Genomic DNA, 23653 nt, shown 5'->3' on the forward strand with positions numbered 1-23653 from the left:
GGTCTGGCGTTTACAGGGCCCGATGCGGACAATGGCAGCGCCACCACGAGGAGATTTCCATGGCCAGCCTCCACGACCAGGACACCATCGCCGCCCTCGCCACGCCACCCGGGCGCGGAGGCGTCGGCATCATTCGCCTCTCCGGGCCGCTGTGCGCGGCGATCGCCGAGGCGGTGGTGGGCCATTGCCCCGCGCCCCGCCACGCCCACTACGGCCCCTTCCTGGGCAGGGAGGGCGTGATCGACGAGGGCATCGCCCTCTGGTTCCCCGGCCCCCGCTCCTTCACCGGCGAGGACGTGCTGGAGCTGCAGGGCCACGGTGGCCCCGTGATCATGGACCTGCTGCTGGAGCGCTGCGTCGAGCTGGGCGCCCGCCTGGCCCGCCCGGGCGAGTTCTCCGAGCGTGCCTTCCTCAACGACAAGCTCGACCTGGCCCAGGCCGAGGCGATCGCCGACCTGATCGAGGCCAGCTCCCGGGCCGCCGCCGAGAACGCCCTGCGCTCCCTGCAGGGGGACTTCTCGCGGCGAGTCGAGGCGCTGGTGGAGCGGCTCATCGAGCTGAGGGTCTATGTGGAGGCGGCCATCGACTTTCCCGAGGAGGAGATTGACTTCCTGGCCGATGGCAAGGTGGCCGAGCGGCTCGCCGGCGTCATGGCGGAGCTTGCCGAGGTGCGCGCCGCTGCCGGCCAGGGGGCGCTGATGCGCGAGGGGATGAGCGTGGTGATCGCCGGGCGTCCCAATGCGGGCAAGTCGAGCCTGCTCAACGCCCTTACCGAGCAGGAGACCGCCATCGTCACTGACATCGCCGGCACCACCCGAGACGTGCTGCGCGAGCACATCCATATCGACGGCATGCCGCTGCATGTGATCGACACCGCGGGACTTCGCGACACTCCGGACGCCGTGGAGCAGATCGGCGTGGCTCGCGCCTGGGCAGAGATCGAGAAGGCCGACCGGGTGCTGCTGCTGGTGGACGCCGCGACCACCACCTCCACCGACCCCATGGCGATCTGGCCGGAGTTCGTGGCCCGACTGCCGGACCCCTCCCGGCTGACCCTGGTGCGCAACAAGATCGACGCCAGCCGTGAGCCCGCCGGAAGCGAGTTATCCACAGCCACCCCGGTGGTGCGGCTCTCCGCCCATACCGGGGAGGGTGTGGATAACCTCAAGGCGCACCTCAAGGAGGTGATGGGCTATACCGGGACCACCGAGGGGCGCTTCTCGGCGCGACGCCGCCACCTCGATGCCCTGGACCGTGCCCGCCAGGCCCTGGAGAACGGCGAGGCGCAGCTGGCCGGTTTCGGTGCCGGCGAGCTGCTGGCCGAGGATCTGCGCGACGCCCAGCAGGCCCTGGGCGAGATCACCGGCGAATTCAGCGCCGATGACCTTCTGGGCGAGATATTCGGCAGCTTCTGCATCGGCAAGTGAGTCTCATCGCCCAGCATCGGCGCTGAACGCGCCGCCAGTACAACCCCGCTGGCTTCTGGGCGAGATCTTCGGCAGCTTCTGCATCGGCAAGTGAGCCTCATCGCCCAGCATCGGCAAGTAACGGCGGCTACTCCTCCACCCACCAGCCGCTGCGGTAGCTCCCCGGTGAGCCGAGACGCGCCACTACCGGGGCCATCGCTTCCGCCAGGCGCTCGTCGAGGCCCCAGGGCGGGTTGACCACCAGCATGCCGCTGCCGTACATCCCCCGTTCCTCCTGGGCCGGCGTGCGGCGGCTGAACTCCCCGTACCAGACCTTGCGCAGCCCCCCGTCGCGCAGCGACTCGAGCAGCTCCCGGTGGCGGCCCGCCGGCAGCAGCGGATACCAGACCAGCACCACCGCATGGCGCGCCTTGCGCATCGCTGCCAGCACCGTCTCGGCCACCTCGAGATACTCCTCCTTGCGCTCGTAGCTGGGGTCGATCAGCACGCAGAGTCGCGGCGTCCTGACCGGCAATCGCTCACGCAGGCCCTTGAGGCCATCGCCATGGATCCGCTGAACTGCCGCAGGAAAAGGCTGCTGACTGAGATGCTCATGCTCCCCCGGGTGCAGCTCGAAGAGCCACTGCTGGTCCTGGGCCCTCAGCCGCTGCCCCATCCACCAGGGCGAGCCGGGGTAGTGGGTCAGGCGCCGAGGGTCGGGCTGAGCCGCCGCCAGGGCCGTCAGCCACTCCACCAGCAGCGTCCCCCCTTCACGGGTTTCCCGGGCAGACCATAGCGGTGCGACCCCTTCCCGGTACTCCTGCAGCCGGGTGGTCTCGGCGGCATCCAGGGGATAGAGGCCTCGACCCGCATGGGTATCGATATACGTAATGGGTGATTTCTTACGTAATAAATGATCGATGACCGCATGGAGGGTCAGGTGCTTGTGAACATCGGCAAAGTTGCCGGCATGGTAGGCGTGCTGATAGGAAAGCATGGACGGGGGCTGCTGGCTCGGCAAGGAAAGGAAAAGGGGCCTGCCGCTTCTGGCGGCAGGCCCCATTCTGGCACGTGGCGGTAACCTCAGGCCTACTGGAACTGGCTCTCGATGGGGGACAGCGTGATCTCGACGCGACGGTTCTGAGCGCGGCCCTCCTCGGTAGCATTGCTGGCCACGGGCTGGGTCTGGCCATAGCCGGTCATATAGAGGCGGTTGCGGGAGACGCCAGACTGGGCCAGATAGTTGCCGACGGACTCGGCACGCCGCTCGGAGAGACGCTGGTTGTAGTCGGCATTGCCGGTGCTGTCGGTATGGCCGGCGATATTGACCCGGGTATCGGTGTACTGGGTGAGGATCGACGCCACATCGTTGAGGGCGTTGCGAGCGCTCATGGTCAGTTCGCTGGAGTCGAAGCCGAAGGTCACGCTGCTCGGCATGTTGAGCACGATATCGTCACCGCGGCGATCGACCTCGATACCGGTACCCCGGGTACTCTGGCGCAGGGCCTCCTCCTGGCGATCCATATAGGCGCCGATACCGGCACCGGCGGCGGCACCCACGGCGGCACCGATAAGGGCACGATCACGACGGCTGGTGCTGCCGTCACCGCTCAGGGCACCGGCGGCGGCACCCACGGCGGCCCCGATGGCGGCCCCTGTACCGGTCTGGCTGCGCTGGGTCTGGCCGGAATAGGGATCGGTGGTGGCACAGCCCACCAGCAGGGCGGCGGCGGCAAGCGGTACAAAGAAGCGAATGGGCTTGATCATAAGGTCAGATCTCCTGTCGGTCTTCGGTCGACCCGGTAGGCATCCCTGCCGGGCAGTTCATCGGTGTCACGGCTGCGATGAGTCTTGTGGATCGGTCACTCCATGCCGATCAGCGCCAGCAGTTCATTCAAGAATAATAGACCCTGGGGTGATGCCTGCAGCCGGTCGACATCTTCCACGAGAAGTCCTTTATTGCGCGCCTCCCGGAGCCGAGCCTCCAGCTGTGAAGCGGGCAGGCCCGTACCGCCTTCCCAGGTGGCCATCGACACACCGTCGACCAGGCGCAGCGCATTCATGGCGAACTCCAGTGGCAGCTCGCTCTCCTCCACGCGACTGTGGCCCGCCACAAAGCCTCGCGGGTCATGCCGCCGGCGCAGGTAGGAGTTCGGCTGGCGGACCTTCCAGCGCCGCTCGATGGCCAGCGCCCTCCCCGGTTCCCCGGCGGCGCTCAGCTTGCCATGGGCGCCGGCACCGATGCCGAGATAGTCCCCGAAGCGCCAGTAGTTGAGGTTGTGCCGGGAGCGACGCTCCGGGCTGGCATAGGCGGAGATCTCATAGCGCCTGAGGCCTGCCGCCTCGAGGCGCTCGTGACCCAGGTCCTGGATATCCCACAGCACCTCCTCCTCGGGCAGCCGGGGTGGCCGGGAATGAAACTCGGTATTGGGCTCCAGGGTGAGCTGGTACCAGGAGAGATGCTCGGGGGCGAGCTCGAGGGCTCGCTCCAGATCTTCCAGGGCCAGCGCCGGCGTCTGATCCGGCAGGCCATGCATCAGATCGAGGTTGAGGTTATCGAAGCCGGCATCCCGGGCCTCGGCCACCGCGGTGATCGCATCATCACCGGAATGGATCCTGCCCAGAGCCTGCAGCTGAGCCCCCCGGAAGCTCTGTACCCCCAGCGACAGGCGGTTGATCCCCGCCTCACGGTAGCCGTGGAAGCGCCCTCGCTCCAGGGTCCCCGGATTGGCCTCCAGGGTGATCTCGATATCACGCGCCATGGGCAGGCGAGCCGCGATCCCGGCCAGCAGGTCTCGATAGAAGGCCGCCGACATCAGGCTCGGCGTCCCCCCGCCGATAAAGATGCTGCCCAGCGTCCGGCCGGCAGCCAGCGGCAGGTCGGCCTCGAGGTCGGCCAGCAGCGCGGCCAGGTAGTCGACCTCCGGAAGCTCGGCATCGCGGCCGACGCCATGGGAGTTGAAGTCGCAGTAGGGGCACTTGCGTACGCACCAGGGGACATGCACATAGAGCGAGAGGGGGGGCAGCGCGATCATCACGCCCCTTGGGCCCTGCCCAGCGCCTCGACCAGCGCCTGGAGGGCGCGGCCGCGGTGGCTCAGGCGGTTCTTCTCGGCGGCCGACAGTTCCGCCACGCTCATGGCCTGGTCGGTCAGCCAGAACAGCGGATCATAGCCGAAGCCGCCTTCACCGCGCGGATGCGCCAGGATCTCGCCTTCCCAGCTGCGCTGCACGATCAGCGGCACGGGGTCCTCGGCATGGCGCAGATAGACCAGCACGCACCAGTAGCGGCCGCGGCGACCACCCTCCGGCACCTCGGCAAGGCGTTCGAGTAGCAGGGCGTTGTTGCGCTCGTCGCTCTTCGGTTCACCGGCAAAGCGCGCGGAGTAGATACCCGGGGCACCGTTCAGGGCATCGACTTCCAGGCCGGAGTCGTCCGCCAGTGCCGGCAGGCCGCTGACGCGGCTGGCCTCTCGCGCCTTGAGCAGGGCGTTCTCGACGAAGGTGAGGCCGGTCTCCTCCACCTCGGGCACGGCAAACTCCGCCTGGGGCCGGACATCGAAGCCCAGCGGCGCCAGCAGCTCATGGAACTCGCGCAGCTTGCCGGCGTTACCGCTGGCGAGAATCAGAGGGGTCGGGATCATGGTCGAGCTTCCTGGGGATTCACGGGCTACCATTCTAGGACGGCAGAGCAGCCGTGGAAACGTTGTGGGAGGTGGTGCCGGGAGCGCCTTGCATGACACGGCTAATGGCAGGGACTGATTTCCTTAAGCCGGCGGCCTTCGGGCAACCGTGACCGAGGGTGCAACCCTCTGATTCGGCAGGGAGGCTGCGGGGCTGCTTGGGCTTGAGGATAAAAAGTTTTTTCTTTATACCAAATCGTTACAAACGAACTGTTACAGAATGTCCAACACTTCAGGCTGACCCGCTTCATGACAAGGTAGATCACCACTTTTCCAACCACCGGCGGGAGCTTCCTCAGGGGGGCAGGAATGCAAAAATCACGCTCGCTTCTGCTGGTCACCGCCAGCAATCCGCAGTGTCAGCTGTTCATCGACTATCTGCACCATCAGCTCGAAAGCCCGGTGGCCGTCCTGCCACCGGGCAGCGAGTGGAAGCCGAAAGAGCTCCATCCCACCCTGGTCCTGCTTGATGTGGACCACCTCTCCGATGATCAGATGCAGAAGTGGCACGCTCGCGCCATGGAGGACGAGCGGCTATCCCTGGCCGCCTTCAACCTTCGGGATGAGGACCACGCCGTCGAGACCCTCTCGGCCCTGCACCTTCAGGGCATCTTCTACCGCAGCGATAGCCTGGAGATGATCTGCAAGGGGCTCCAGTCGCTGGCGGACGGGGAGCTCTGGATGTCACGCTCGCTGATGACCCGGATGATCTCCTTCCTGCGTCGACAGCAGCTCAACTCCTATCGTCCCGTCTGCGGGCTGACCCATCGGGAGCTGGAGATCATCGGACTGCTCGGCTCGGGCGCCTCCAACGGCGAGATTGCCGATCGCCTCTTCGTCAGCGAACACACCGTGAAATCGCACCTCTACAACATCTTCCGCAAGATCGACGTGCACAACCGCATCCAGGCGGTCAACTGGGCCAGGCAGAACCTGGGGATACCGCCGCCTGCCGACCTGGGCCGGCGGCGGCGGGAGACCAGCCACCACAGAGGCCCCGGCTGAGCTCATGCTCATCCCAGCTTGACGTGCTCCTCGATGAGGTCGACCAGGGTCTCGGCGGCATTGTCGGCCGTGGTATCGAGATGCACCAGGTGCAGCCTCTCTTCATCGCCGAAGGCTTCTCGCTCGGCCAGCTGGCGGTCGAGTACCGCCAGGCTCTTCTCGGCCTCGATGCCCTGGCGATCGGCGCGCTTCTCGATCCGCCGCCGAAGCGTCGCCTCATCCGCCTCGAAGCTGACCACCAGGCAGGGCAGCCCCCGCGCCTCGGCCTGCTGTCGCAGCAGGTCGCGCTGCCAGCGCTTCAGGCAGGTGGCATCGACGCAGGCCGGGATGCCGGCATCCAGCAGGGTCCCGGCACAGCGGGCCAGGCGCTGGTAAGTGCGCTCGGTGGCGGCCTCATCGAAGATATCCACAGCGGGCTCCCTCGACACCACCTGTGGATGACTTGCCTCCAGGGGCACTCCGTATAGCCGGCGCCGCTCCGCATCCGAGCAGACCCGGATCGCTCCCAGCCTTGCCACCAGCCCCGAGGTGAAGCGGCTCTTGCCGCTGCCCGAGACGCCCACGGCAATCACCAGCGGCGGGAAGCGGAACTCGGCGATGCGCTCCGCCAGGGCCAGGAAACGACGACACTCGGCCATGCTCTCGGCCAGGCGCGCCGGATGCTCGGGATCCTGGCCGGGCGCCGGGCGCCGCTGCAGGGCTCGCCGGGCACCGCTCAGGGCGTGGCAGGTGCCATAGAGCGACAGCAGACGCGCCTGGGAGTAGTCGCCGGTCAGGCGCAGGTAGCGATCCAGGGCCCGGCGCGTCAGCGCCGACTCCCCCCTTGCCTCGAGCCCTACCAGCAGGGCGGCAAGATCGCTGGCCGGATCCGCCGGCAGCGCAAAGCCGGGCGCCGCCGGGTCGCGCCCGATGGCGTTGACCAGCAGGGTGCGCCCCTCGTGGCACAGGCGGCTCGCCGGATGAGCGAGAGCCCAGCTCTTCCGCTGACGCGCCCGCCGGTCGTCGAGTAGCGGCTGGAGGCGCACCAGATCCTGGCGCAGCCACTCGCCGAGATGGTCGAGCCGGCCGCGCTCCTCCTCGTCGAGTATTCCCTCGCCAATGGCCGCCAGCTCTTCACGCACCATCTGCTCCAGGGTGTCACAGGGATCGACGGCCGACTCGTCATCGGCTTGGGCCGTCCCGTGATAGGCCGCCAGGGAGTCGACCAGTGACTCCAGGCTCTCGTTGGTGTCACAGGCCCGGTCAGGCACAGCGGCAGGGTGCGTCATCGCGAGTCTCCCGGTGGTGGGTGGCGAAGCAGGGGACTCAGGTCCGCTGCATGACCACGAAGGCCTTTTCGGCGGCGTCCAGGGTCAGCTGGATATCCTCCGGCGTATGGGCGCTGGACATGAAGCCCGCCTCGTAGGCGGAGGGGGCCAGGTAGACCCCTTCGTCCAGCATGGCAGTGAAGAAGCGCCGGAAGGCGTCGGCATCGCAGGCGGTGGCCTGGGCGAAGTTGTCGACGCGGCTCTGGCCGGTGAAGAAGAGGCCGAACATGCCGCCCGCATGCTGGGTGATCATCTCGACGCCGGCCGCATCGGCACGCTCCTTCAGGCCATGGCAGAGGGTCTCGACCCGCTGGGCCAGGGCGTCATGGAAGCCGGGCTGGCGCAGCTTGGTCAGCAGGGCGATGCCCGCCGACATGGCCAGCGGATTGCCGGAAAGCGTCCCCGCCTGGTAGACCGGCCCCAGCGGCGAGATGTTGGACATGATCGTCTCGCTGCCGCCGAAGGCGCCCACCGGCATGCCGCCGCCGACGATCTTGCCCAGGCAGGTGAGATCCGGACGGATGCCATAGTGGGCCTGGGCACCGCCCATGGCCACCCGGAAGCCGGTCATCACCTCGTCGAAGATCAGCACGCTGTCGTTGGCATCGCAGACCCGGCGCAGGCACTCCAGGAAGCCCGGCTGGGGCGGGATGCAGTTCATGTTGCCGGCCACCGGCTCGACGATGATGCAGGCGATCTGGTCACCGATCTCCTCGAAGCACTGCTCCACGGCATCGATATCGTTGTAGGAGAGCGTCACGGTGTGCTCGGCCAGGGAGGCCGGCACGCCGGGGGAGCTCGGCTCGCCGTGGGTCAGGGCACCGGAGCCCGCCTTGACCAGCAGCGAGTCGGAGTGGCCGTGGTAGTTACCCTCGAACTTGACGATCTTGTCGCGTCCGGTCACCCCTCGGGCCAGTCGAATCGCCGACATGGTGGCCTCGGTGCCGGAGCTGGTCATGCGCACCATCTCGATGGAAGGGATCATCTCGCAGATCAGGTCGGCCATGGTGGTCTCGATGGCCGTCGGCGTGCCGAAGGAGAGTCCGCTATCGAGGCGCTCGCGCACGGCATTCAGCACCTCCGGGTCGGCGTGGCCGGTGATCATTGGTCCCCAGGACCCCACATAGTCGACGTAGCGCTTGCCCTCCACGTCGAACAGGTAGGCGCCCTGGGCGCGCTCCATGAAGACCGGGGGACGCTGCATGCCCTTGAAGGCGCGTACCGGTGAGTTGACGCCGCCGGGAATATGGCGGCAGGCCCGTTCGAAGAGTTCAGCGGATGTCGTCATGGCGTCTTCCGTCCTTACAAGCTGTGGATAATTCTCTGGATAACCATTTGATGGGCACCCTGATGCCCCTATTCTCGGTGCTGGGAGTGGCGATGGCCAGCTTCCCGCTCAGTCGGCAGCCTCTTGCTTCCCGGACGACGTGACCGGGGTCATGGGCAGGCGCCAGAGTCGACGCGGCAGCGACTGGGCCTCGCCGGGGCGCCAGCCGTGGGCCAGGGTCTGCCAGGTAAAGGCCTGGGCCTGCTCGCAGGCCGCTACCAGGGACTCCCCGGCCGCCAGCCGCGCCGCCAGGGCGGAGGCCAGGGTGCAGCCGGAGCCGTGAAAGCGCCCTTCCAGGCGTGGCCAGCTCCACTGGCGGCTCTGATCCGGGGTGTGCAGGGTGTGGGCCACGCGATCGGCCGGCGTACCCGCGGCCGGGCTGTCGGTCCCGGTCACCAGCACCGCCTGGCAGCCCAGGGACATCAGCTCCACGGCCCGCTCGGTATCCTCGCCGGGAAGGCTGGAGAGACACGCCAGCTCGGTCCGGTTGGGGGTCAGGATATCCACAAGGGGTAGCAGCCGCTCCCGAAAACCATCCACCAGCTCGGCTGTGGATAACTCTCGCCCACCGCCGGCCTTCAGCACCGGATCCACCACCAGCGGCACCCCGGGAAAACGGCGCACGATATCGCTTACCGCATCCAGGGTCGCCAGGTCGGCCACCAGTCCCACCTTGATGGCGGCGATCTCGAACTCGTCCAGCGCCTCGGCGGCGGCCCGCATGGTATCGGGGTCACAGGGCACCACCCGCTGGACATCACGACAGCTCTGCACCGTCAGCGCGGTGGGAATGGTCAGCGCCCAGCCGCCGCAGGCGGCGATCGCCTCGGCATCGGCGACCAGGCCGGCACCGCCGGTGGGGTCGTGACCCGCCATGACCAGCACCGCCGGCAGATGCGGGGACACCTCGTCGGCCATCGCCATCAGAAGGGCTTGAGCACGGCGAGGAAGATGATGATCAGCAGGGCAATCACCGGGAGCTCATTGAACCAGCGGAAGAAGACGTGGCTCTTGGTGCAGCGGCCGTCGCGCAGCTGCTTGAGGTAGATCAGGCAGACATGGTGGTAGGCCACCAGCAGCGCCACCAGCAGCAGCTTGGCATGCAGCCAGCCCTGGCTCAGCCAGAAGGGCATCAGGTAGAGCATCCAGCCACCGAAGAGCAGCACGGCGATCATCGAGGGTGTCATGATCCCCCGGTAGAGCTTGCGCTCCATGACCAGGAAGTGATCGATGGCCTGCTGCTCGCCGCGATCCCGCGCCATGGCGTGGTAGACGTAGAGGCGCGGCAGATAGAAGAGGGCGGCGAACCAGGTCACCATGGCAATCAGGTGCAGTGCCTTGATCCAGAGATACATGAACGCTCCTGGCAGGAAGAGTGGCTGAGAACAGGGGGCGGGGCCGCGGCAAGGGTCACTCGCTGAAGCGATAGTACCGCTCGATGGCGCCCCGCGTGATGATACCGGAAATCCGCTTCTGTTTCGGGCGGTTGCCATGCTCGACGTAGAGGGCATCCACCGCCTGGTCATTGAGCCGCTCGAAGGCCTCGGAGAGGGTCGCCTGCAGGTGAATGGGCGCCAGTTCCAGGCGCAGGCCGGGGATCTCCAGCAGGTCGATGAGTTCCGCGTCTTCGCCCTCGCCGCCGGCCTCATCCGACGGCGGCGCCGACTCGACCTCCATCAGCCAGCGCGCCAGGTCCGCCGCCTTGAGCGCCAGTGCCGGCTTGTCATCGCTGGAGCGCTCGATAAGGATCCAGATCGGGTTGCGCGCCAGTAGGGCCCGAGCGCGCTCCCGGGTCACCATGCGCGGCGTGCGCTCCAGGCTGCGCTCCATCACCGCCGGCACCGACACCCGGGAGAGCGCCTGCATCAGCGGCTGCTGCAGCGGGTGCAGGCCCTGGCGGGTCGCGCTGATAAAGAAGCCATCGCAGCGGCAGAGCTGGCGCGAGGTGAGACAGGAGACCACCACCGCCAGCATGCCGGGGAGGATGATGTTGGGGTTATGGGTCAGCTCCAGCAGGGCCATCAGCGCCGCCAGCGGTGCCTGCAGCACCGCCCCCATCATCGCCGCCATGCCGAGCATGGCGTAGACGCCCGGCTCGGAGCCCTGCCCGGGCCAGATCCAGCCGCCCAGCAGCCCCATCAGCGCCCCCGCCGCGGCCCCGATCACCAGCACCGGGCCGATGATGCCGATGGGAATGCCGCTGGCCACGGTGATCGCCGTGAGCAGCAGCTTGGCCGCCACCAGCGCCAGCAGCACGTCCACCGCCAGGTCGCCGGTCAGCGAGGCTTCCAGGCTGTCATAGCCGATCCCCTGCACCTCCGGGTACCACCAGGCCACCCCGGCGGTCGCCACCGCCACCAGCGCCAGCCGCAGCGCGACCGGCAGCCGGCGAATCCAGTCGCTTCGGGCCAGATGGATGAAGAGTCCCGCCAGCAGGCCGATCACCAGCGCCGATACCACCAGCCAGGGCAGGTTGGAAAGGGAACCCAGACTCACCGTGGGCACCTGGAAGGCCGGCTCAGAGCCGTAGACCAGCTGGGCCACCACCGCCCCCATGGTGGAGGCCAGAATCACCGGCATGAAGCCGGCGATGGTGTACTCCATCATCACCACTTCCATGGCGAAGATGACCCCGGCGATGGGCGTGTTGAAGGAGGCGGAGATGCCGGCGGCGGTGCCGCAGGCCACCAGCACCCGCAGGCTGTTGTGGGGGAGGCGCAGCTGCTGGCCGAGGCCGCTGGAGGCGGCCGCCCCCAGGTGGATCGCCGGGCCCTCGCGGCCGGCGGAGAGCCCGCCCAGCACCGTGACCACGCCGACCCACCACTGATTGAGCCAGTTGCGCAGGGGAAAGCGTCCCTGGTGGTAGGTCAGACGCTCCATCACATGGCCGACGCCCAGCTTGCGGGCCTTCTCCGGCTGACGCCACAGGAAGATACCGACGATGATGACCGCCAGGATCGGCAGGGCCGAGCGCACCTGGGGCGAGAGCCCCTCGAAGGCCTCGGGGTCGCCGCCGGGCATGAAGGCCAGGGCGCCAAGATCGATCAGCAGCCGGAAGCCCACCATGAAGCCACCGGTGATCAGCCCCGACACCACGCCCAGCACGCAGAGCTGGGGCAGGGCATCGACGCTGGCCAGGCGCTGGCGGAAGCCCTCCAGGCTGAGGTCCGGCAGTGAGAAACGCGGCACGGCGAAATTCCTGTTCGACCAGTGACGGAGCCGGCTGGGTCGGCCCCCGCCTTCTTGTGTATCATATTCGTCATAACCGAGCCCAGCCCAGAGCCAAGCGGAAGGAGGTCAACGTGATCAAGGTCGGAATCGTCGGCGGCACCGGATATACCGGCGTCGAACTGCTCAGGCTGCTGGCCCAGCACCCCGAAGTCGAGGTGGAGGCCATCACCTCCCGCTCAGAGGCGGGCGTGCGCGTCTGTGACCTCTACCCCAACCTGCGCGGCCACTACGACACCCTGGCTTTCAGCGAGCCCGATGCCGAACGCCTGGGCGCCTGCGACGCCGTCTTCTTCGCCACCCCCCACGGCGTGGCCCACGCCCTGGCCTTTGATCTGCTCAAGCGCGGCACCCGGGTGATCGACCTCTCCGCGGACTTCCGCCTGCGCGACGCCGAGGAGTGGGCCGAGTGGTACGGCCAGCCCCATGGCGCCCCGGCCCTGCTGGAGGAGGCGGTCTACGGCCTGCCCGAGGTCAACCGCGACAGGATCCGCCAGGCGCGGCTGATCGCCGTACCCGGCTGCTACCCCACCGCCGTGCAGCTCGGCCTGCTGCCGCTGCTGGAGGCGGGGCTGATCGATGCCGGGCATATCATCGCCGACTGCAAGTCCGGGGTGACCGGGGCAGGTCGCGGCGCCAAGGTGCCTTCGCTGATGGCCGAGGCCAGCGAGTCCATGAAGGCCTACGGCGCCGCCGGCCACCGCCACCTGCCGGAGATCCGCCAGGGCCTCGGCGATGCCGCCGGCGCGCCGGTGGGGCTCACCTTCGTCCCCCACCTGACGCCGATGATCCGCGGCATCCACGCCACTCTTTACGGGCGTCTCGTCGGCGAGCCGGGAGACCTCCAGGCGCTCTTCGAGCAGCGCTTCGCCGAGGAGCCCTTCGTCGACGTCATGCCCGCCGGCAGCCACCCGGAGACCCGCAGCGTCAAGGGGGCGAATCTCTGCCGCATCGCCGTGCACCGCCCGGGCAACGGCGACACCGTGGTGGTGCTCGCGGTGATCGATAACCTGGTCAAGGGCGCCTCCGGCCAGGCGATCCAGAACCTCAACCTGATGTTCGGCTTCGCCGAGAACGCCGGCCTCGAGGCTCCAGCGCTGATGCCCTGAGGCCAGTTCGACAGGGCGCCTCCCCGGCAAAAGTTGACCCTTTTGCTGGGGATTGGGGATAATGACGGGTCGACTTCTCCATTTCCCTCGAGGGAGCTCTCCATGAGCGGTGCCGAATCCTTTGTTCCCACCCCCCTGCTGCTCTCCGACAGTGCCCGGGCAAGGCTCCGGTCGCTGGTCGAGGAGGAGGGCAACAGCCAGCTCAAGCTGCGCGTCTACGTCACCGGTGGCGGCTGCTCCGGCTTCCAGTACGGCTTCGACTTCGCCGAGGAGGTCGCCGAAGACGATACCGTCATCGAGTTCGGCGACGTCGCCCTGGTGGTGGACCCGCTCTCCTACCAGTACCTGGTGGGTTCCACCGTGGACTTCGAGGAGGGCCTGGCCGGCGCCCGCTTCCTGGTCCAGAACCCCAATGCCACCACCACCTGCGGCTGCGGCGCCTCCTTCATGGTCTAGGGACGCCCCGCGGGCTGCCGAGAACCGTGAAATCCCCCGACTTGACGCTCTGGGGCATTCTCGCCAAGGTTGAAGAGGCGAGACCCACCAGATAAAGACTCAATAACGGGGAATCTCATGAAAAGATCCGCTTGTGCATCACCCTTCCTGAAGCAAACTGCACTGGCTGCCGCCCTGGCGCTGGGCCTTGGCGCGGCCGGTTCGGCGCTGGCCGATACGCCCCGCGTCAACGTGGTCACCGACCCAAGCTTCGTGCCCTTCGAGATGATGGATCCCGAGACCGGCGAGATGATCGGCTTCGACATGGACATCATCAACGAGGTGGCCGAGCGCGCCGGCTTCGAGATCAACCTGACCACCATGGAGTTCGCCGGCATCATTCCCGCCGTGCAGACCGGCAGTCAGGAGATCGCCATCGCCGGCGTGACCATCACCGAGGAGCGCGCCCAGATCGTCGACTTCTCGGACCCCTACTACGACTCCGGCCTGCAGATCATCGTGCGCGCCGACAACGACAGCGTCGAGACCCTCGAGGATCTCGAGGGCATGTCCATCGCCACCCGCATCGGCTCCACCAGCTACGACTTCCTCCAGGAGCAGCTGGGCGATCGCGCCGACATCACCCCCTACCCGGGCAACAGCGACATGTACATGGCGCTGCTCGGCCGCAACGTGGATGCGGCCTTCTATGACGCCCCCAACGTCGCCTACTTCTCCCAGACCCGCGGCGAGGGCCGCACCAAGGTGGTCGGTCCGCTCTACGAGGGCCAGCAGTACGGCATCGTCTTCCACAAGGGCAGCCAGTGGGTCGAGCCGGTCAACGAGGCCCTGGCCGAGATGCGCGAGGATGGCACCTATGCCGAGATCTACGAGAAGTGGTTCGGCGAGGCGCCCTCCGAGGAGTGAAGCGCCCTTGACCTGACTCCTCGCCGCCTGTCAGCGGCGAGCTGACCAGCGGGGCCGGGCGGTAGCACCTCCCGGCCCCGCCTCGTTCCCAGCCATCCCGGAGAAACGCCCGTGGACGTGACCTTTCAATTCGACTGGGCGGCGGCATTCCGCTCGATACCCCACCTGCTGCCGGGCATTCCCTGGACCCTGCTGATCTCCTTCGGCGGGCTGGCCATCGGCTTTGTCATCGGCATCGTCTTCGGACTGATGCGCATCAGCCCGTCGCGCCTGCTGCGCCTGCCGGCCATCCTCTATATCGAGGTATTCCGCGGCACCCCCATCCTGGTTCAGGTGCTCTTCATCTTCTACGGCCTGCCCCAGCTGCTCGGCGGTCCCATCAACGCCCTCACCGCCGGCATCGCCGCCATCGCGGTCAACTCCGGCGCCTACATCTCCGAGGTAGTACGCGGCGGCGTGCAGTCCATCGAGCGCGGCCAGCGTGAGGCGGCGCTGTCGCTGGGCCTCTCCCGCACCCAGGCCTTCCGCTACGTGATCTGGCCCCAGGCCTTCCGGCGCATGATTCCTCCCCTGGGCAACCAGGGCATCATCAGCATCAAGGACACCTCGCTCTTCTCGGTGATCGGCGTGGGCGAGCTGGTCCGCCAGGGGCAGATCTATATCGCCACCACCTTCACCGCCCTGGAGGTCTACTTCATGGTGGCCCTGATGTACCTGGCCATCACCTGGACCCTGTCGCTGCTGCTCCGCATGCTCGAGAAGCGCGGCCTGGTCGGTCAATAAGGGAGCCCCACCATGACACAGAACGCGAACTCGACAGCTCCCATCGTGCGCATGGAGAGGGTCAACAAACACTTCGGCAGCCTCCATGTCCTCAAGGAGATCGACCTCACGGTCACGCCCGGCGAGGTGGTGGTGATCATCGGGGCCAGCGGCTCCGGCAAGTCGACGCTGATTCGCTGCATCAACGGCCTGGAGGAGTTCCAGGGCGGGCAGATAGAAGTGGACGGCAATGAACTGCTCCCCAACGGCAAGAGCGGACGCGCCCTCCAGCGCATCCGCACCGAGGTCGGCATGGTGTTCCAGCAGTTCAACCTCTTTCCTCACCTCAGCGTGCTGGACAACGTCATCCTGGCGCCCATGAAGGTCCGCGGCTGGAGCCGCGCAGACGCCCTGGAGACCGCCGAACGGCTGCTGGCCCGGGTCGGCATCAGCGACCAGGCCCGCAAGTACCCCAGCCAGCTCTCCGGCGGCCAGCAGCAGCGTGTGGCCCTGGCTCGAGCCCTGGCCATGGAGCCGCGCCTGATGCTCTTCGACGAGCCCACCTCGGCGCTGGACCCAGAGATGATCGGCGAGGTCCTCGATGCCATGCGCGAGCTGGCGCGAGAGGGTATGACCATGATCATCGTCACCCATGAGATGGGCTTCGCCCGGGAGGTCGCCGACCGGGTGATCTACATCCACAAGGGGGAGATCGCCGAGCAGGCGCCGCCGGAGCAGATCTTCGACCAGCCCACCGATGAGCGTACCCGTAGCTTCCTGGCCAGGGTTCTCAAGCACTGACAATCCCCCTGCAAGGCGAGCAAGGGAGCCCCTGTCGGCATCGACAGGGGCTTTTTTTCGCCTGTGGATAGAATTTTCTCCGGAAGGGACAATCCGCGCTGCAGGGCCCATGCCAGAGGCGATCGTGGATAAGAAGGCCGGTTGTTCACAGCCACGGGCACAAGGGCGGTAGCCAGCGGTGGACAAGCCGTGTGCGAAGGGCGCTGTGGGCAAGTCGAGATTCCATCCACAGCCTCAGCCCCGGCTGTCCGCAGCCTGCCGGCTCTCTTTCCCCGCCTTGGTCAACAATCCATCCTGTTGATAAAAAATGAGTTTATTGACTTATCCACGGATTTTGTCCACACCAGTAGTTACTACCACAACAGAACTTCTCTTTATATTTTTCTATTTATATTGATTGGCATGGAGAAGCTCCCTCGCCGACCGACAGGCATGTGGAAAACCCTGACGATTACCCACAGGGGGGTTATACTGCCGGGCTGATTTCACCCCCTGTCTGCAACACGGCGCCGTGGCGCCAACGAGGTGCACCTTGGATTATCCCGACCGCTTTGACGTCATCGTCATCGGCGGTGGCCACGCGGGAACCGAAGCCGCCCTGGCCTCCGCCCGCATGGGCTGTCAGACCCTGCTGCTGACCCACAACATCGAGACCCTGGGGCAGATGTCCTGCAATCCCGCCATCGGCGGGATCGGCAAGAGCCATCTGGTCAAGGAGATCGATGCTCTGGGCGGTGCCATGGCCGTGGCCACGGACCTCGGTGGCATCCAGTTCCGGGTACTCAACGCCCGCAAGGGCCCGGCGGTGCGCGCCACCCGAGCCCAGGCCGACCGCGTGCGCTACAAGGCCGCCATTCGCGGCATGCTTGAGAACCAGCCCAACCTGACGCTGTTTCAGCAGGCCGCCGGCGACCTGATCGTGGAGAACGACACCGTCCGCGGCGTGGTCACCGAGACCGGTATTCGCTTCCTTGCCGAAACCGTGGTGCTCTGCACCGGGACCTTCCTCGGCGGGGTGATCCATATCGGCCTGGAGCAGAGCCGCGGCGGCCGCGCCGGAGACCCACCCTCCAATCGCCTCGCCGAGCGCCTGCGCGCCCTGCCGTTCCGGGTCGACCGCCTCAAGACCGGCACCCCCCCGCGGCTGGATGCCAGGAGCCTCGACTTCTCGCAGCTCGAGGAGCAGCCCGGCGATACCCCAACCCCGGTGATGTCGTTCATGGGGCGTCGGGAGCAGCACCCTCGGCAGGTGAGCTGCCATATCGCCCATACCAACGAGCGCACCCACGAGATCATCCTGGCCAACCTCGACCGCTCGCCGATGTACTCCGGCGTCATCGAGGGCGTCGGGCCGCGCTACTGCCCCTCCATCGAGGACAAGGTGCACCGCTTCGCGGACAAGTCGAGCCACCAGGTCTTTATCGAGCCGGAAGGGCTGGAGACCCATGAGCTCTACCCCAACGGCATCTCCACCTCACTGCCCTTCGATGTCCAGCTCCAGGTGGTGCGCTCGATCAAGGGGCTGGAGAACGCCCATATCACCCGGCCCGGCTACGCCATCGAGTACGACTTCTTCGACCCTCGGGACCTGAAGCACTCCCTGGAGACGAAATTTATCCACAACCTCTTCTTCGCGGGGCAGATCAACGGCACCACCGGCTACGAGGAGGCCGGGGCCCAGGGCCTGCTGGCCGGGCTCAATGCCGCCCGCCGAGCCAAGGGGCTGGAGGCGTGGTGGCCGCGCCGCGACGAGGCCTACCTGGGCGTGCTGGTGGATGACCTGATCACCCTGGGCACCCGGGAGCCCTACCGGATGTTCACCTCCCGGGCCGAATATCGGCTGCTGCTGCGCGAGGACAACGCCGATCTGCGCCTCACCGAAGCGGGCCGCGAGCTGGGGCTGGTGAACGATACCCGCTGGGCCGCCTTCGGCGAGAAGCGCGAGGCCATCGAGCGCGAGAGCGCCAGGCTCCGTGCCTGCTGGGTGCAGCCCGGCACCACGGCGGCGATGGCGGTCGAGACGAAGACCGGCAAGCCGCTCTCCCGGGAGTACAGCCTGATGGACCTGCTCAAGCGCCCGGAGCTCGGCTATCGGGACCTGGCCGATCTGCCCGGCATCGACGGCGAGTCGGTGACGGACGAGTCCGTGGCGGAGCAGGTGCAGATCCAGGCCAAGTACCAGGGCTATATCGACCGCCAGCAGGAAGAGATCGACCGGCTCAAGCGCCACGAGGCCACGCCGCTGCCGGAGGATCTCGACTACTCCCGGGTCGAGGGGCTCTCCCATGAGATCCGCCAGAAGCTGGCCGAGGCGAAACCGGCCACCCTGGCCCAGGCCTCGCGCATCTCCGGGGTCACCCCGGCGGCGGTCTCTATCCTGCTGATCCATCTGAAGAAGCGCCGCCTGCTCGACGACCACAGGGCGGCCAGCGCATGACGGTATCCGATACGGCGGTGGACGTGCGCCTCGACCAGGGGCTCGAACGCCTGGGGATCGCAGTGGATGCCGAGCAGCGCCGCCAGCTGCTCGGGCTGGTGGGCCTGTTGCACAAGTGGAACCGCGCCTATAACCTCACCGCGATACGCTCTCCCGAGGAGATGGTCTCCCGCCACCTGCTCGACAGCGCCGCCGTGGTGCCCTTCGTGACGGGGCCGACCCTGCTCGATGTGGGCGCCGGCCCGGGCTTTCCCGGCCTGGTACTGGCGATTCTCAGGCCCGAGCTTGCCGTCAGCCTGCTCGACAGCAACGGCAAGAAGGTGCGTTTCCAGCGCCAGGCGGTCATGGAGCTGGGGCTGACCAACGTGACGCCGGTGCAGGCGCGGGTCGAGGCCTTTGAGGAACGCTTCGATCAGGTGATCTCCCGGGCCTTCGCCAGTCTCGGCGATTTCGTCTCCCTGAGCCTGCCGCTGGTGGCACCCGGTGGGCAGTGGCTGGCCATGAAGGGGCCAGCGGTGGAGGAGGAGCTGGCCGGGGTGCCGGACGGGGTGGTGCCGGTGGCCCACCACGCCCTGGAGGTTCCCTTCGAGGTCGGCAGTCGCCTGCTGGTGGTGCTGGAGCGACAGCCCGCCGGGTCGGCCCCATGACAACCCGCGTTTTCCCGCAACGGAGTTGCCCGTGACCAAGATCATCGCCTTGACCAACCAGAAGGGTGGCGTCGGCAAGACCACCACCGCGGTCAATCTCGCCGCCAGCCTGGCGGCCCTGGATCGCCGCGTGCTGCTGGTGGACCTCGACCCCCAGGGCCATGCCACCATGGGCAGCGGCGTGGACAAGCATGAGCTCGACGGCAGCGTGCTGGATGTGCTGCTCGGCGACCGCGGCGCCACCGAGGTGATCCTGGACTGCCCCGAGGCGGGCTATGCGCTGCTGCCCGGCAATGGCGACCTGACCGCCGCCGAGGTGGCGCTGCTCGATCGCGAGGCCGGCCGGGAGCGCTGCCTGGAGAAGGCCCTGACCGATGTGGCCGGGGAGTACGACGTGGTGCTGATCGACTGTCCGCCGTCGCTCAACATGCTCACCGTCAACGGCCTGACCGCCGCGAACGGCGTGCTGATCCCGCTGCAGTGCGAGTTCTATGCCCTGGAGGGGCTCTCGGCGCTGCTGGATACCGTGGAGCAGATCAAGGACAGCGTGAACCCCGGGCTCGAGGTCTACGGGATCCTGCGCACCATGTTCGATGCCCGCAACAGCCTGACCCGGGACGTCACCAAGCAGCTGCGCGACTACTTCGGCGACACCCTGCTCAAGGCCACCATTCCGCGCAACGTGCGGGTCGCCGAGGCGCCCAGCCACGGCCTGCCGGTGACCAAGTACGCCCGCTTCTCGCGGGGCAGCCAGGCCCATCGGGTATTGGCCAAGGAACTGATTCGGCGCCTGTCGCTGTAACCCCTGTTCGGTAATGCCTGCAATGAGGGAGAGTCGATGACGCGTAAACGCGCCCTGGGACGTGGATTGGATGCCCTGATCGGGGCCGGCGCCCGCCGCCGCGAGAGCCTCGACCTGCCTGAGGCGGGGGGCGAGATGGCGGCCCCGCCCGCGACCGCGCCGGAGGCGGAGGAGCGCCTCGAGCGCCTGCCGCTGGGTCAGCTGACCCGGGGCAAGTACCAGCCGCGTCGGGATATCCAGCCCGAAGCGCTGGAGGAGCTGGCGGACTCGATTCGTGCCCAGGGGGTGATGCAGCCCATCGTGGTGCGCCCCGTGGGCGAGGAGCGCTACGAGATCATCGCCGGTGAGCGGCGCTGGCGCGCCGCCCAGCTCGCCGAACTGGATACCATCCCCGCGGTGATCCGCGAGGTGAGCGACGAGGTCGCCCTGGCCCTGGCCCTGATCGAGAACATCCAGCGCGAGAACCTCAACCCGGTGGAAGAGGCGCTGGCGCTGAAGCGGCTGCTGGAGGAGTTCGAGCTGACCCAGCAGCAGGTCGCCGACGCCGTGGGCAAGTCCCGGGCCCAGGTCGCCAACCTGCTGCGCCTGCTGGCGCTCGACCCCGAGGTGCAGACCCTGCTGGAGCGCGGTGACCTCGACATGGGCCATGCCCGGGCCCTGCTGGGGCTCTCCGGCGCCAAGCAGCGCAAGGCGGCCCACGAGGTGGTCAACAAGGACCTCACCGTGCGCGATACCGAGGCGCTGGTGAAGCGACTCGTCGCCGGCGAACCGAAGCGGGCCGAGAAGCCCGCGGAGAGCCCCGACGTGGCCCGCCTGGAGACGCGTCTGGGTGAGCTGCTGGGCGCGCCGGTGAAGATCCAGCACGGCCGTGGCGGCAAGGGGCGGCTCACCATTCGCTACGCGAGCCTCGACGAGCTGGACGGCATTCTCGAGCATATTCGCTAGAATCCCGGGCCGACCGCCAGGATGTCGACAATTCCTGCATCTTTGGTCGCAAGCGAGGCGAGATAGCGGGAAATTCCATAGCCGCTCTGTTGAAGCCCCGATAGCCCTTCCCTATAATCCGCCGGTGTTTGCCTCAATGTCGGGCGTGGCAGCAGCGGCAAGGATGACTCGCTCCGCGGAGCGTCAGGATGTCGACACGATGCGCAGAGCCTCAACCGCTGCAGGACGCCGACAGCTGGATTTCACGCGGCTGTTCATGGCCCAGGGGCTGGCAACCCTGCTGATAGCCCTGCTGGGGCTCTGGCAGGCGGGCCCGGGAGGAGCGGCATCGGCCCTGCTGGGTGGTCTGGTCAGCCTGGTGCCGTCGCTCTACTTCGTCTGGCGAGGGCTGCGTAGCCGGGGAGGCAAGCGAGTACGCGTCAACGTGCTCAATCTCTACCAGGCGGCAATGGGCAAGTTCGGTTTGACGGTGGCACTGTTCGTGGTGGTGTTCGTCGCAGCGCCCCCCTCAAACCCGGCTTTATTCTTTGTCGCATATGTGGCGGCCCAACTCATGCACTGGCTGACACCCTGGCTGGCGCGCGAGCGGTCGACCCCCTGAACCTGAGGAAGCAGTATGGCAGCAGATAACGAAATATCGGCCATCTATTACATACAGCACCACCTCCAGAACCTGACCTTCGGCTACCACCCGCAGAACGGCTGGTCCCTAGCCAGCACCTCTGCCGAGGCGGTGGAGATGGGTTTCTGGGCGATCCACCTGGATACCATGGGCTGGTCCATCGCCATGGGCGTGCTGTTCCTGTGGCTGTTCCGCAAGGCCGGCAAGATGGCCACCACCGGGGTCCCCGGCGGGCTGCAGAACGGCGTCGAGATGGTCATCGAGTTCATCGAGAACCTGACCCGCTCCACCTTCCACGGCAAGAACGCCAGCATCGCGCCCCTGGCGCTGACGCTGTTCATGTGGATCCTGCTGATGAACAGCCTCAAGATCATCCCGGTGGACTACTTCCCCGAGATGTTCGGCAAGCTGGGCTTCGAGTACATGAAGATAGTGCCGACCACCGACGTCAATGCCACCCTGGGCATGGCCTTCGGTGTCTTCCTGCTGATCGTCTACTACAGCTGCAAGGTCAAGGGCGTGGGCGGTTTCGCCAAGGAGCTCTCGCTGACCCCCTTCAACCACTGGTCGCTGATCCCGTTCAACCTGATCCTCGAGGTGGTCGGCCTCATCGTCAAGCCGATCAGTCTCGGTCTGCGTCTCTTCGGCAACATGTTCGCCGGCGAGGTGATCTTCATCCTGATCGCGCTGCTGCCCTTCTGGGCCATCTGGCTGCTGGATGTGCCGTGGGCGATCTTCCACATCCTGGTGGTGACTCTGCAGGCCTTCATCTTCACGACGCTGTCCATCGTGTATCTGAGCGCCGCGCACGAGCATCACTGAGACCCGAGCAACGCTTGTAACTCAACCATCCACTAACCCTTGCAACTCAACCTACCAGGAGTACTACCATGGAAATCGTTTACATTGCTGCTGCCATCATCATCAGCGTCAGCGCCCTGGCTACCGGCCTCGGCTTCGCCCTGCTGGGCGGCAAGCTGCTCGAGTCCACCGCTCGCCAGCCGGAGCTGGGTGACCAGCTGCAGACCCGTACCTTCATCATGGCAGGTCTCCTCGACGCCGTGCCCATGATCGGCGTTGGTATCGCGATGTACCTGATCTTCGTCGTCGCCGGTTAACGACAGCACCGAGCGCTCAGCGCTCGGTTTGCTTGTTACCGGTCGCCACGAACCTGTCAGAGGTACAGTCCTGTGAATATCAACATGACGCTGATCGGGCAGACGATCGCCTTCGCGATCTTTGTCTGGTTCTGCATAAAGTACGTGTGGCCGCCGATCAGTTCCGCGCTCCATGAGCGCCAGAAGAAGATCGCCGATGGCCTCGACGCGGCAAGCCGTGCCTCTCGTGACCTCGAGCTCGCTCAGGAACAGGCCGCTCAGACCCTTCGCGAGACCAAGGAGCAGGCCTCCCAGATTCTCGAGCAGGCCCACAAGCGCTCTTCCCAGATGGTCGAGGAAGCCCGCGAGCAGGCCCGCGCCGAAGGCGAGCGCCTGGTCGCCAGCGCCCGTGCCGAGATCGAGCAGGAAATCAATCGCGCCAAGGAAGAGCTTCGCGCCCAGGTCTCGACCCTCGCGGTCACTGGCGCCGAGCGTGTCCTGGAAGCCTCCATCGACGAGAAGGCACATCGCAAGCTGCTCGACAAGCTTGCGGCCGAACTGTGAGGAGGTGATCCATGGCGGAACTGTCTACCGTCGCGCGGCCCTATGCCAAGGCGGCGTTCGAGTACGCACGCGATCACCAGGTGCTGGATGCCTGGTCCGAGATGCTGGGCACCCTGGGCCAGGTCATGGCCAGCCGGGACGTCCAGGCGCTCGTTGCCAGCCCCAAGCTTTCCAGCGAGCGCAAGGTGGCGCTGCTGGTCGAAGTGGCCGACATCAAGGTGGACGACGCGGCGCGTCGCTTCCTCGATGAGCTGGCCGAAAAGCGCCGCCTGCCTGCGCTGGCCGCCATTGCCGGCCAGTACGAGCGGCTGCGTGCCGACCACGAGAAGCGCGTCGACGTGACCGTGGTATCGGCCTTCGAACTCGACGCCAAGCAGCAGCAGAAGCTCGCCGGCGCGCTCAAGAAGCGCCTGAATCGCGAAATCTCCATTACCACTCAGGTGGATCCCAGGCTTCTCGGTGGCGTGATCCTGCGCGCCGGCGACACCGTCATCGACGGTTCGGTGCGCGGTCGATTGACTCGCCTCGCCGAAGCCCTTACCGCCTGAGT

General features: G+C 66.9%; 25 protein-coding genes. 16 read left to right on the top strand and 9 right to left on the bottom strand.

The window, feature by feature from the left end; all coding sequences use genetic code 11:
- The first annotated feature begins 59 nt into the window (after nt 1-59).
- The gene (mnmE, locus tag ACRYRV_RS08170) at nt 60-1427 is read left to right on the top strand and encodes a tRNA uridine-5-carboxymethylaminomethyl(34) synthesis GTPase MnmE (protein WP_444985438.1); all 1368 of its coding nucleotides are present in this window, start codon (nt 60-62) and stop codon (nt 1425-1427) included.
- 127 nt (nt 1428-1554) lie between these two features.
- On the opposite strand, the gene ACRYRV_RS08175 is transcribed toward mnmE, so the two are convergent.
- From ACRYRV_RS08175 to rdgB, 4 genes are all read right to left on the bottom strand, one after another.
- Complete coding sequence (locus ACRYRV_RS08175; RefSeq protein WP_309637220.1) at nt 1555-2403, bottom strand: 23S rRNA (adenine(2030)-N(6))-methyltransferase RlmJ; 849 nt, start codon at nt 2401-2403, stop codon at nt 1555-1557.
- Between the two features lie 92 nt (nt 2404-2495).
- On the bottom strand, nt 2496-3173 hold the full coding sequence (locus ACRYRV_RS08180; RefSeq protein ID WP_309637221.1) for an OmpA family protein: 678 nt from the start codon (nt 3171-3173) through the stop codon (nt 2496-2498).
- Nucleotides 3174-3268: 95 nt separating this feature from the next.
- On the bottom strand, nt 3269-4441 hold the full coding sequence (gene hemW, locus ACRYRV_RS08185) for a radical SAM family heme chaperone HemW (RefSeq protein WP_444985437.1): 1173 nt from the start codon (nt 4439-4441) through the stop codon (nt 3269-3271).
- Nucleotides 4441-5049, bottom strand: a complete 609-nt coding sequence (gene rdgB / locus ACRYRV_RS08190) for an RdgB/HAM1 family non-canonical purine NTP pyrophosphatase (RefSeq protein ID WP_444985436.1) — start codon at nt 5047-5049, stop codon at nt 4441-4443. The genes hemW and rdgB overlap by 1 nt, the downstream gene beginning before the upstream one ends.
- A 348-nt stretch (nt 5050-5397) precedes the next feature.
- On the opposite strand from rdgB, the gene ACRYRV_RS08195 reads away from it, so the two are divergent.
- The gene (locus ACRYRV_RS08195; RefSeq protein ID WP_309637224.1) at nt 5398-6093 is read left to right on the top strand and encodes a LuxR C-terminal-related transcriptional regulator; all 696 of its coding nucleotides are present in this window, start codon (nt 5398-5400) and stop codon (nt 6091-6093) included.
- An 8-nt stretch (nt 6094-6101) separates the two neighbouring features.
- On the opposite strand, the gene ACRYRV_RS08200 is transcribed toward ACRYRV_RS08195, so the two are convergent.
- The 5 genes from ACRYRV_RS08200 to ACRYRV_RS08220 all read right to left on the bottom strand — a co-directional run bounded on the left by ACRYRV_RS08200 (nt 6102) and on the right by ACRYRV_RS08220 (nt 11916).
- Entirely contained in the window at nt 6102-7361 is a 1260-nt protein-coding gene (locus ACRYRV_RS08200; protein ID WP_444985435.1) for an AAA family ATPase, read from the bottom strand.
- A gap of 37 nt (nt 7362-7398) precedes the next feature.
- On the bottom strand, nt 7399-8688 hold the full coding sequence (hemL, locus tag ACRYRV_RS08205) for a glutamate-1-semialdehyde 2,1-aminomutase (protein ID WP_309637226.1): 1290 nt from the start codon (nt 8686-8688) through the stop codon (nt 7399-7401).
- Nucleotides 8689-8796: 108 nt separating this feature from the next.
- Complete coding sequence (gene thiD, locus ACRYRV_RS08210; RefSeq protein ID WP_444985434.1) at nt 8797-9651, bottom strand: bifunctional hydroxymethylpyrimidine kinase/phosphomethylpyrimidine kinase; 855 nt, start codon at nt 9649-9651, stop codon at nt 8797-8799.
- Entirely contained in the window at nt 9651-10082 is a 432-nt protein-coding gene (gene hemJ, locus ACRYRV_RS08215) for a protoporphyrinogen oxidase HemJ (protein ID WP_253447231.1), read from the bottom strand. The genes thiD and hemJ overlap by 1 nt, the downstream gene beginning before the upstream one ends.
- Nucleotides 10083-10137: 55 nt before the next feature.
- Entirely contained in the window at nt 10138-11916 is a 1779-nt protein-coding gene (locus ACRYRV_RS08220; protein WP_444985433.1) for a chloride channel protein, read from the bottom strand.
- A gap of 113 nt (nt 11917-12029) precedes the next feature.
- Here ACRYRV_RS08220 and argC point away from each other — a divergent pair, with 113 nt between their 5' ends.
- The 14 genes from argC (at nt 12030) to ACRYRV_RS08290 (ending at nt 23651) form a co-directional block, all read left to right on the top strand.
- Nucleotides 12030-13064: an N-acetyl-gamma-glutamyl-phosphate reductase gene (argC, locus tag ACRYRV_RS08225; protein ID WP_444985432.1), complete on the top strand. Its 1035-nt coding sequence runs from the start codon at nt 12030-12032 to the stop codon at nt 13062-13064.
- Between the two features lie 102 nt (nt 13065-13166).
- A complete protein-coding gene (gene erpA, locus ACRYRV_RS08230; RefSeq protein ID WP_253447221.1) occupies nt 13167-13520 on the top strand; it encodes an iron-sulfur cluster insertion protein ErpA in 354 nt (117 codons plus the stop codon).
- 117 nt (nt 13521-13637) lie between these two features.
- Nucleotides 13638-14426: a transporter substrate-binding domain-containing protein gene (locus ACRYRV_RS08235; protein ID WP_444985431.1), complete on the top strand. Its 789-nt coding sequence runs from the start codon at nt 13638-13640 to the stop codon at nt 14424-14426.
- A gap of 111 nt (nt 14427-14537) precedes the next feature.
- Complete coding sequence (locus ACRYRV_RS08240; RefSeq protein ID WP_309637232.1) at nt 14538-15209, top strand: amino acid ABC transporter permease; 672 nt, start codon at nt 14538-14540, stop codon at nt 15207-15209.
- Between the two features lie 12 nt (nt 15210-15221).
- Complete coding sequence (locus ACRYRV_RS08245) at nt 15222-15989, top strand: amino acid ABC transporter ATP-binding protein (RefSeq protein ID WP_309637233.1); 768 nt, start codon at nt 15222-15224, stop codon at nt 15987-15989.
- A 532-nt stretch (nt 15990-16521) separates the two neighbouring features.
- Nucleotides 16522-18426, top strand: a complete 1905-nt coding sequence (mnmG, locus tag ACRYRV_RS08250; protein ID WP_444985430.1) for a tRNA uridine-5-carboxymethylaminomethyl(34) synthesis enzyme MnmG — start codon at nt 16522-16524, stop codon at nt 18424-18426.
- Nucleotides 18423-19073 carry a 16S rRNA (guanine(527)-N(7))-methyltransferase RsmG gene (gene rsmG, locus ACRYRV_RS08255; protein WP_444985429.1) on the top strand — a complete coding sequence of 217 codons (651 nt, stop codon included), beginning with the start codon at nt 18423-18425 and terminating at the stop codon, nt 19071-19073. Before mnmG ends, rsmG begins: the two co-directional genes overlap by 4 nt.
- Nucleotides 19074-19104: 31 nt before the next feature.
- Nucleotides 19105-19875 carry a ParA family protein gene (locus tag ACRYRV_RS08260; protein ID WP_299313280.1) on the top strand — a complete coding sequence of 257 codons (771 nt, stop codon included), beginning with the start codon at nt 19105-19107 and terminating at the stop codon, nt 19873-19875.
- 36 nt (nt 19876-19911) lie between these two features.
- Nucleotides 19912-20820: a ParB/RepB/Spo0J family partition protein gene (locus ACRYRV_RS08265; RefSeq protein ID WP_253447203.1), complete on the top strand. Its 909-nt coding sequence runs from the start codon at nt 19912-19914 to the stop codon at nt 20818-20820.
- 163 nt (nt 20821-20983) lie between these two features.
- The gene (locus ACRYRV_RS08270) at nt 20984-21421 is read left to right on the top strand and encodes an ATP synthase subunit I (RefSeq protein ID WP_253447200.1); all 438 of its coding nucleotides are present in this window, start codon (nt 20984-20986) and stop codon (nt 21419-21421) included.
- Nucleotides 21422-21436: 15 nt separating this feature from the next.
- Entirely contained in the window at nt 21437-22264 is an 828-nt protein-coding gene (atpB, locus tag ACRYRV_RS08275; RefSeq protein ID WP_253447197.1) for a F0F1 ATP synthase subunit A, read from the top strand.
- A 68-nt stretch (nt 22265-22332) separates the two neighbouring features.
- The gene (gene atpE, locus ACRYRV_RS08280) at nt 22333-22560 is read left to right on the top strand and encodes a F0F1 ATP synthase subunit C (RefSeq protein WP_195861500.1); all 228 of its coding nucleotides are present in this window, start codon (nt 22333-22335) and stop codon (nt 22558-22560) included.
- Between the two features lie 72 nt (nt 22561-22632).
- Nucleotides 22633-23103, top strand: coding sequence for a F0F1 ATP synthase subunit B (locus tag ACRYRV_RS08285; RefSeq protein WP_253447193.1), 471 nt, complete (start codon nt 22633-22635; stop codon nt 23101-23103).
- Nucleotides 23104-23114: 11 nt separating this feature from the next.
- A complete protein-coding gene (locus ACRYRV_RS08290; protein WP_253447190.1) occupies nt 23115-23651 on the top strand; it encodes a F0F1 ATP synthase subunit delta in 537 nt (178 codons plus the stop codon).
- The last annotated feature ends 2 nt before the right edge of the window (nt 23652-23653 follow it).

It is taken from the genome of Halomonas mongoliensis (genome assembly GCF_052496345.1).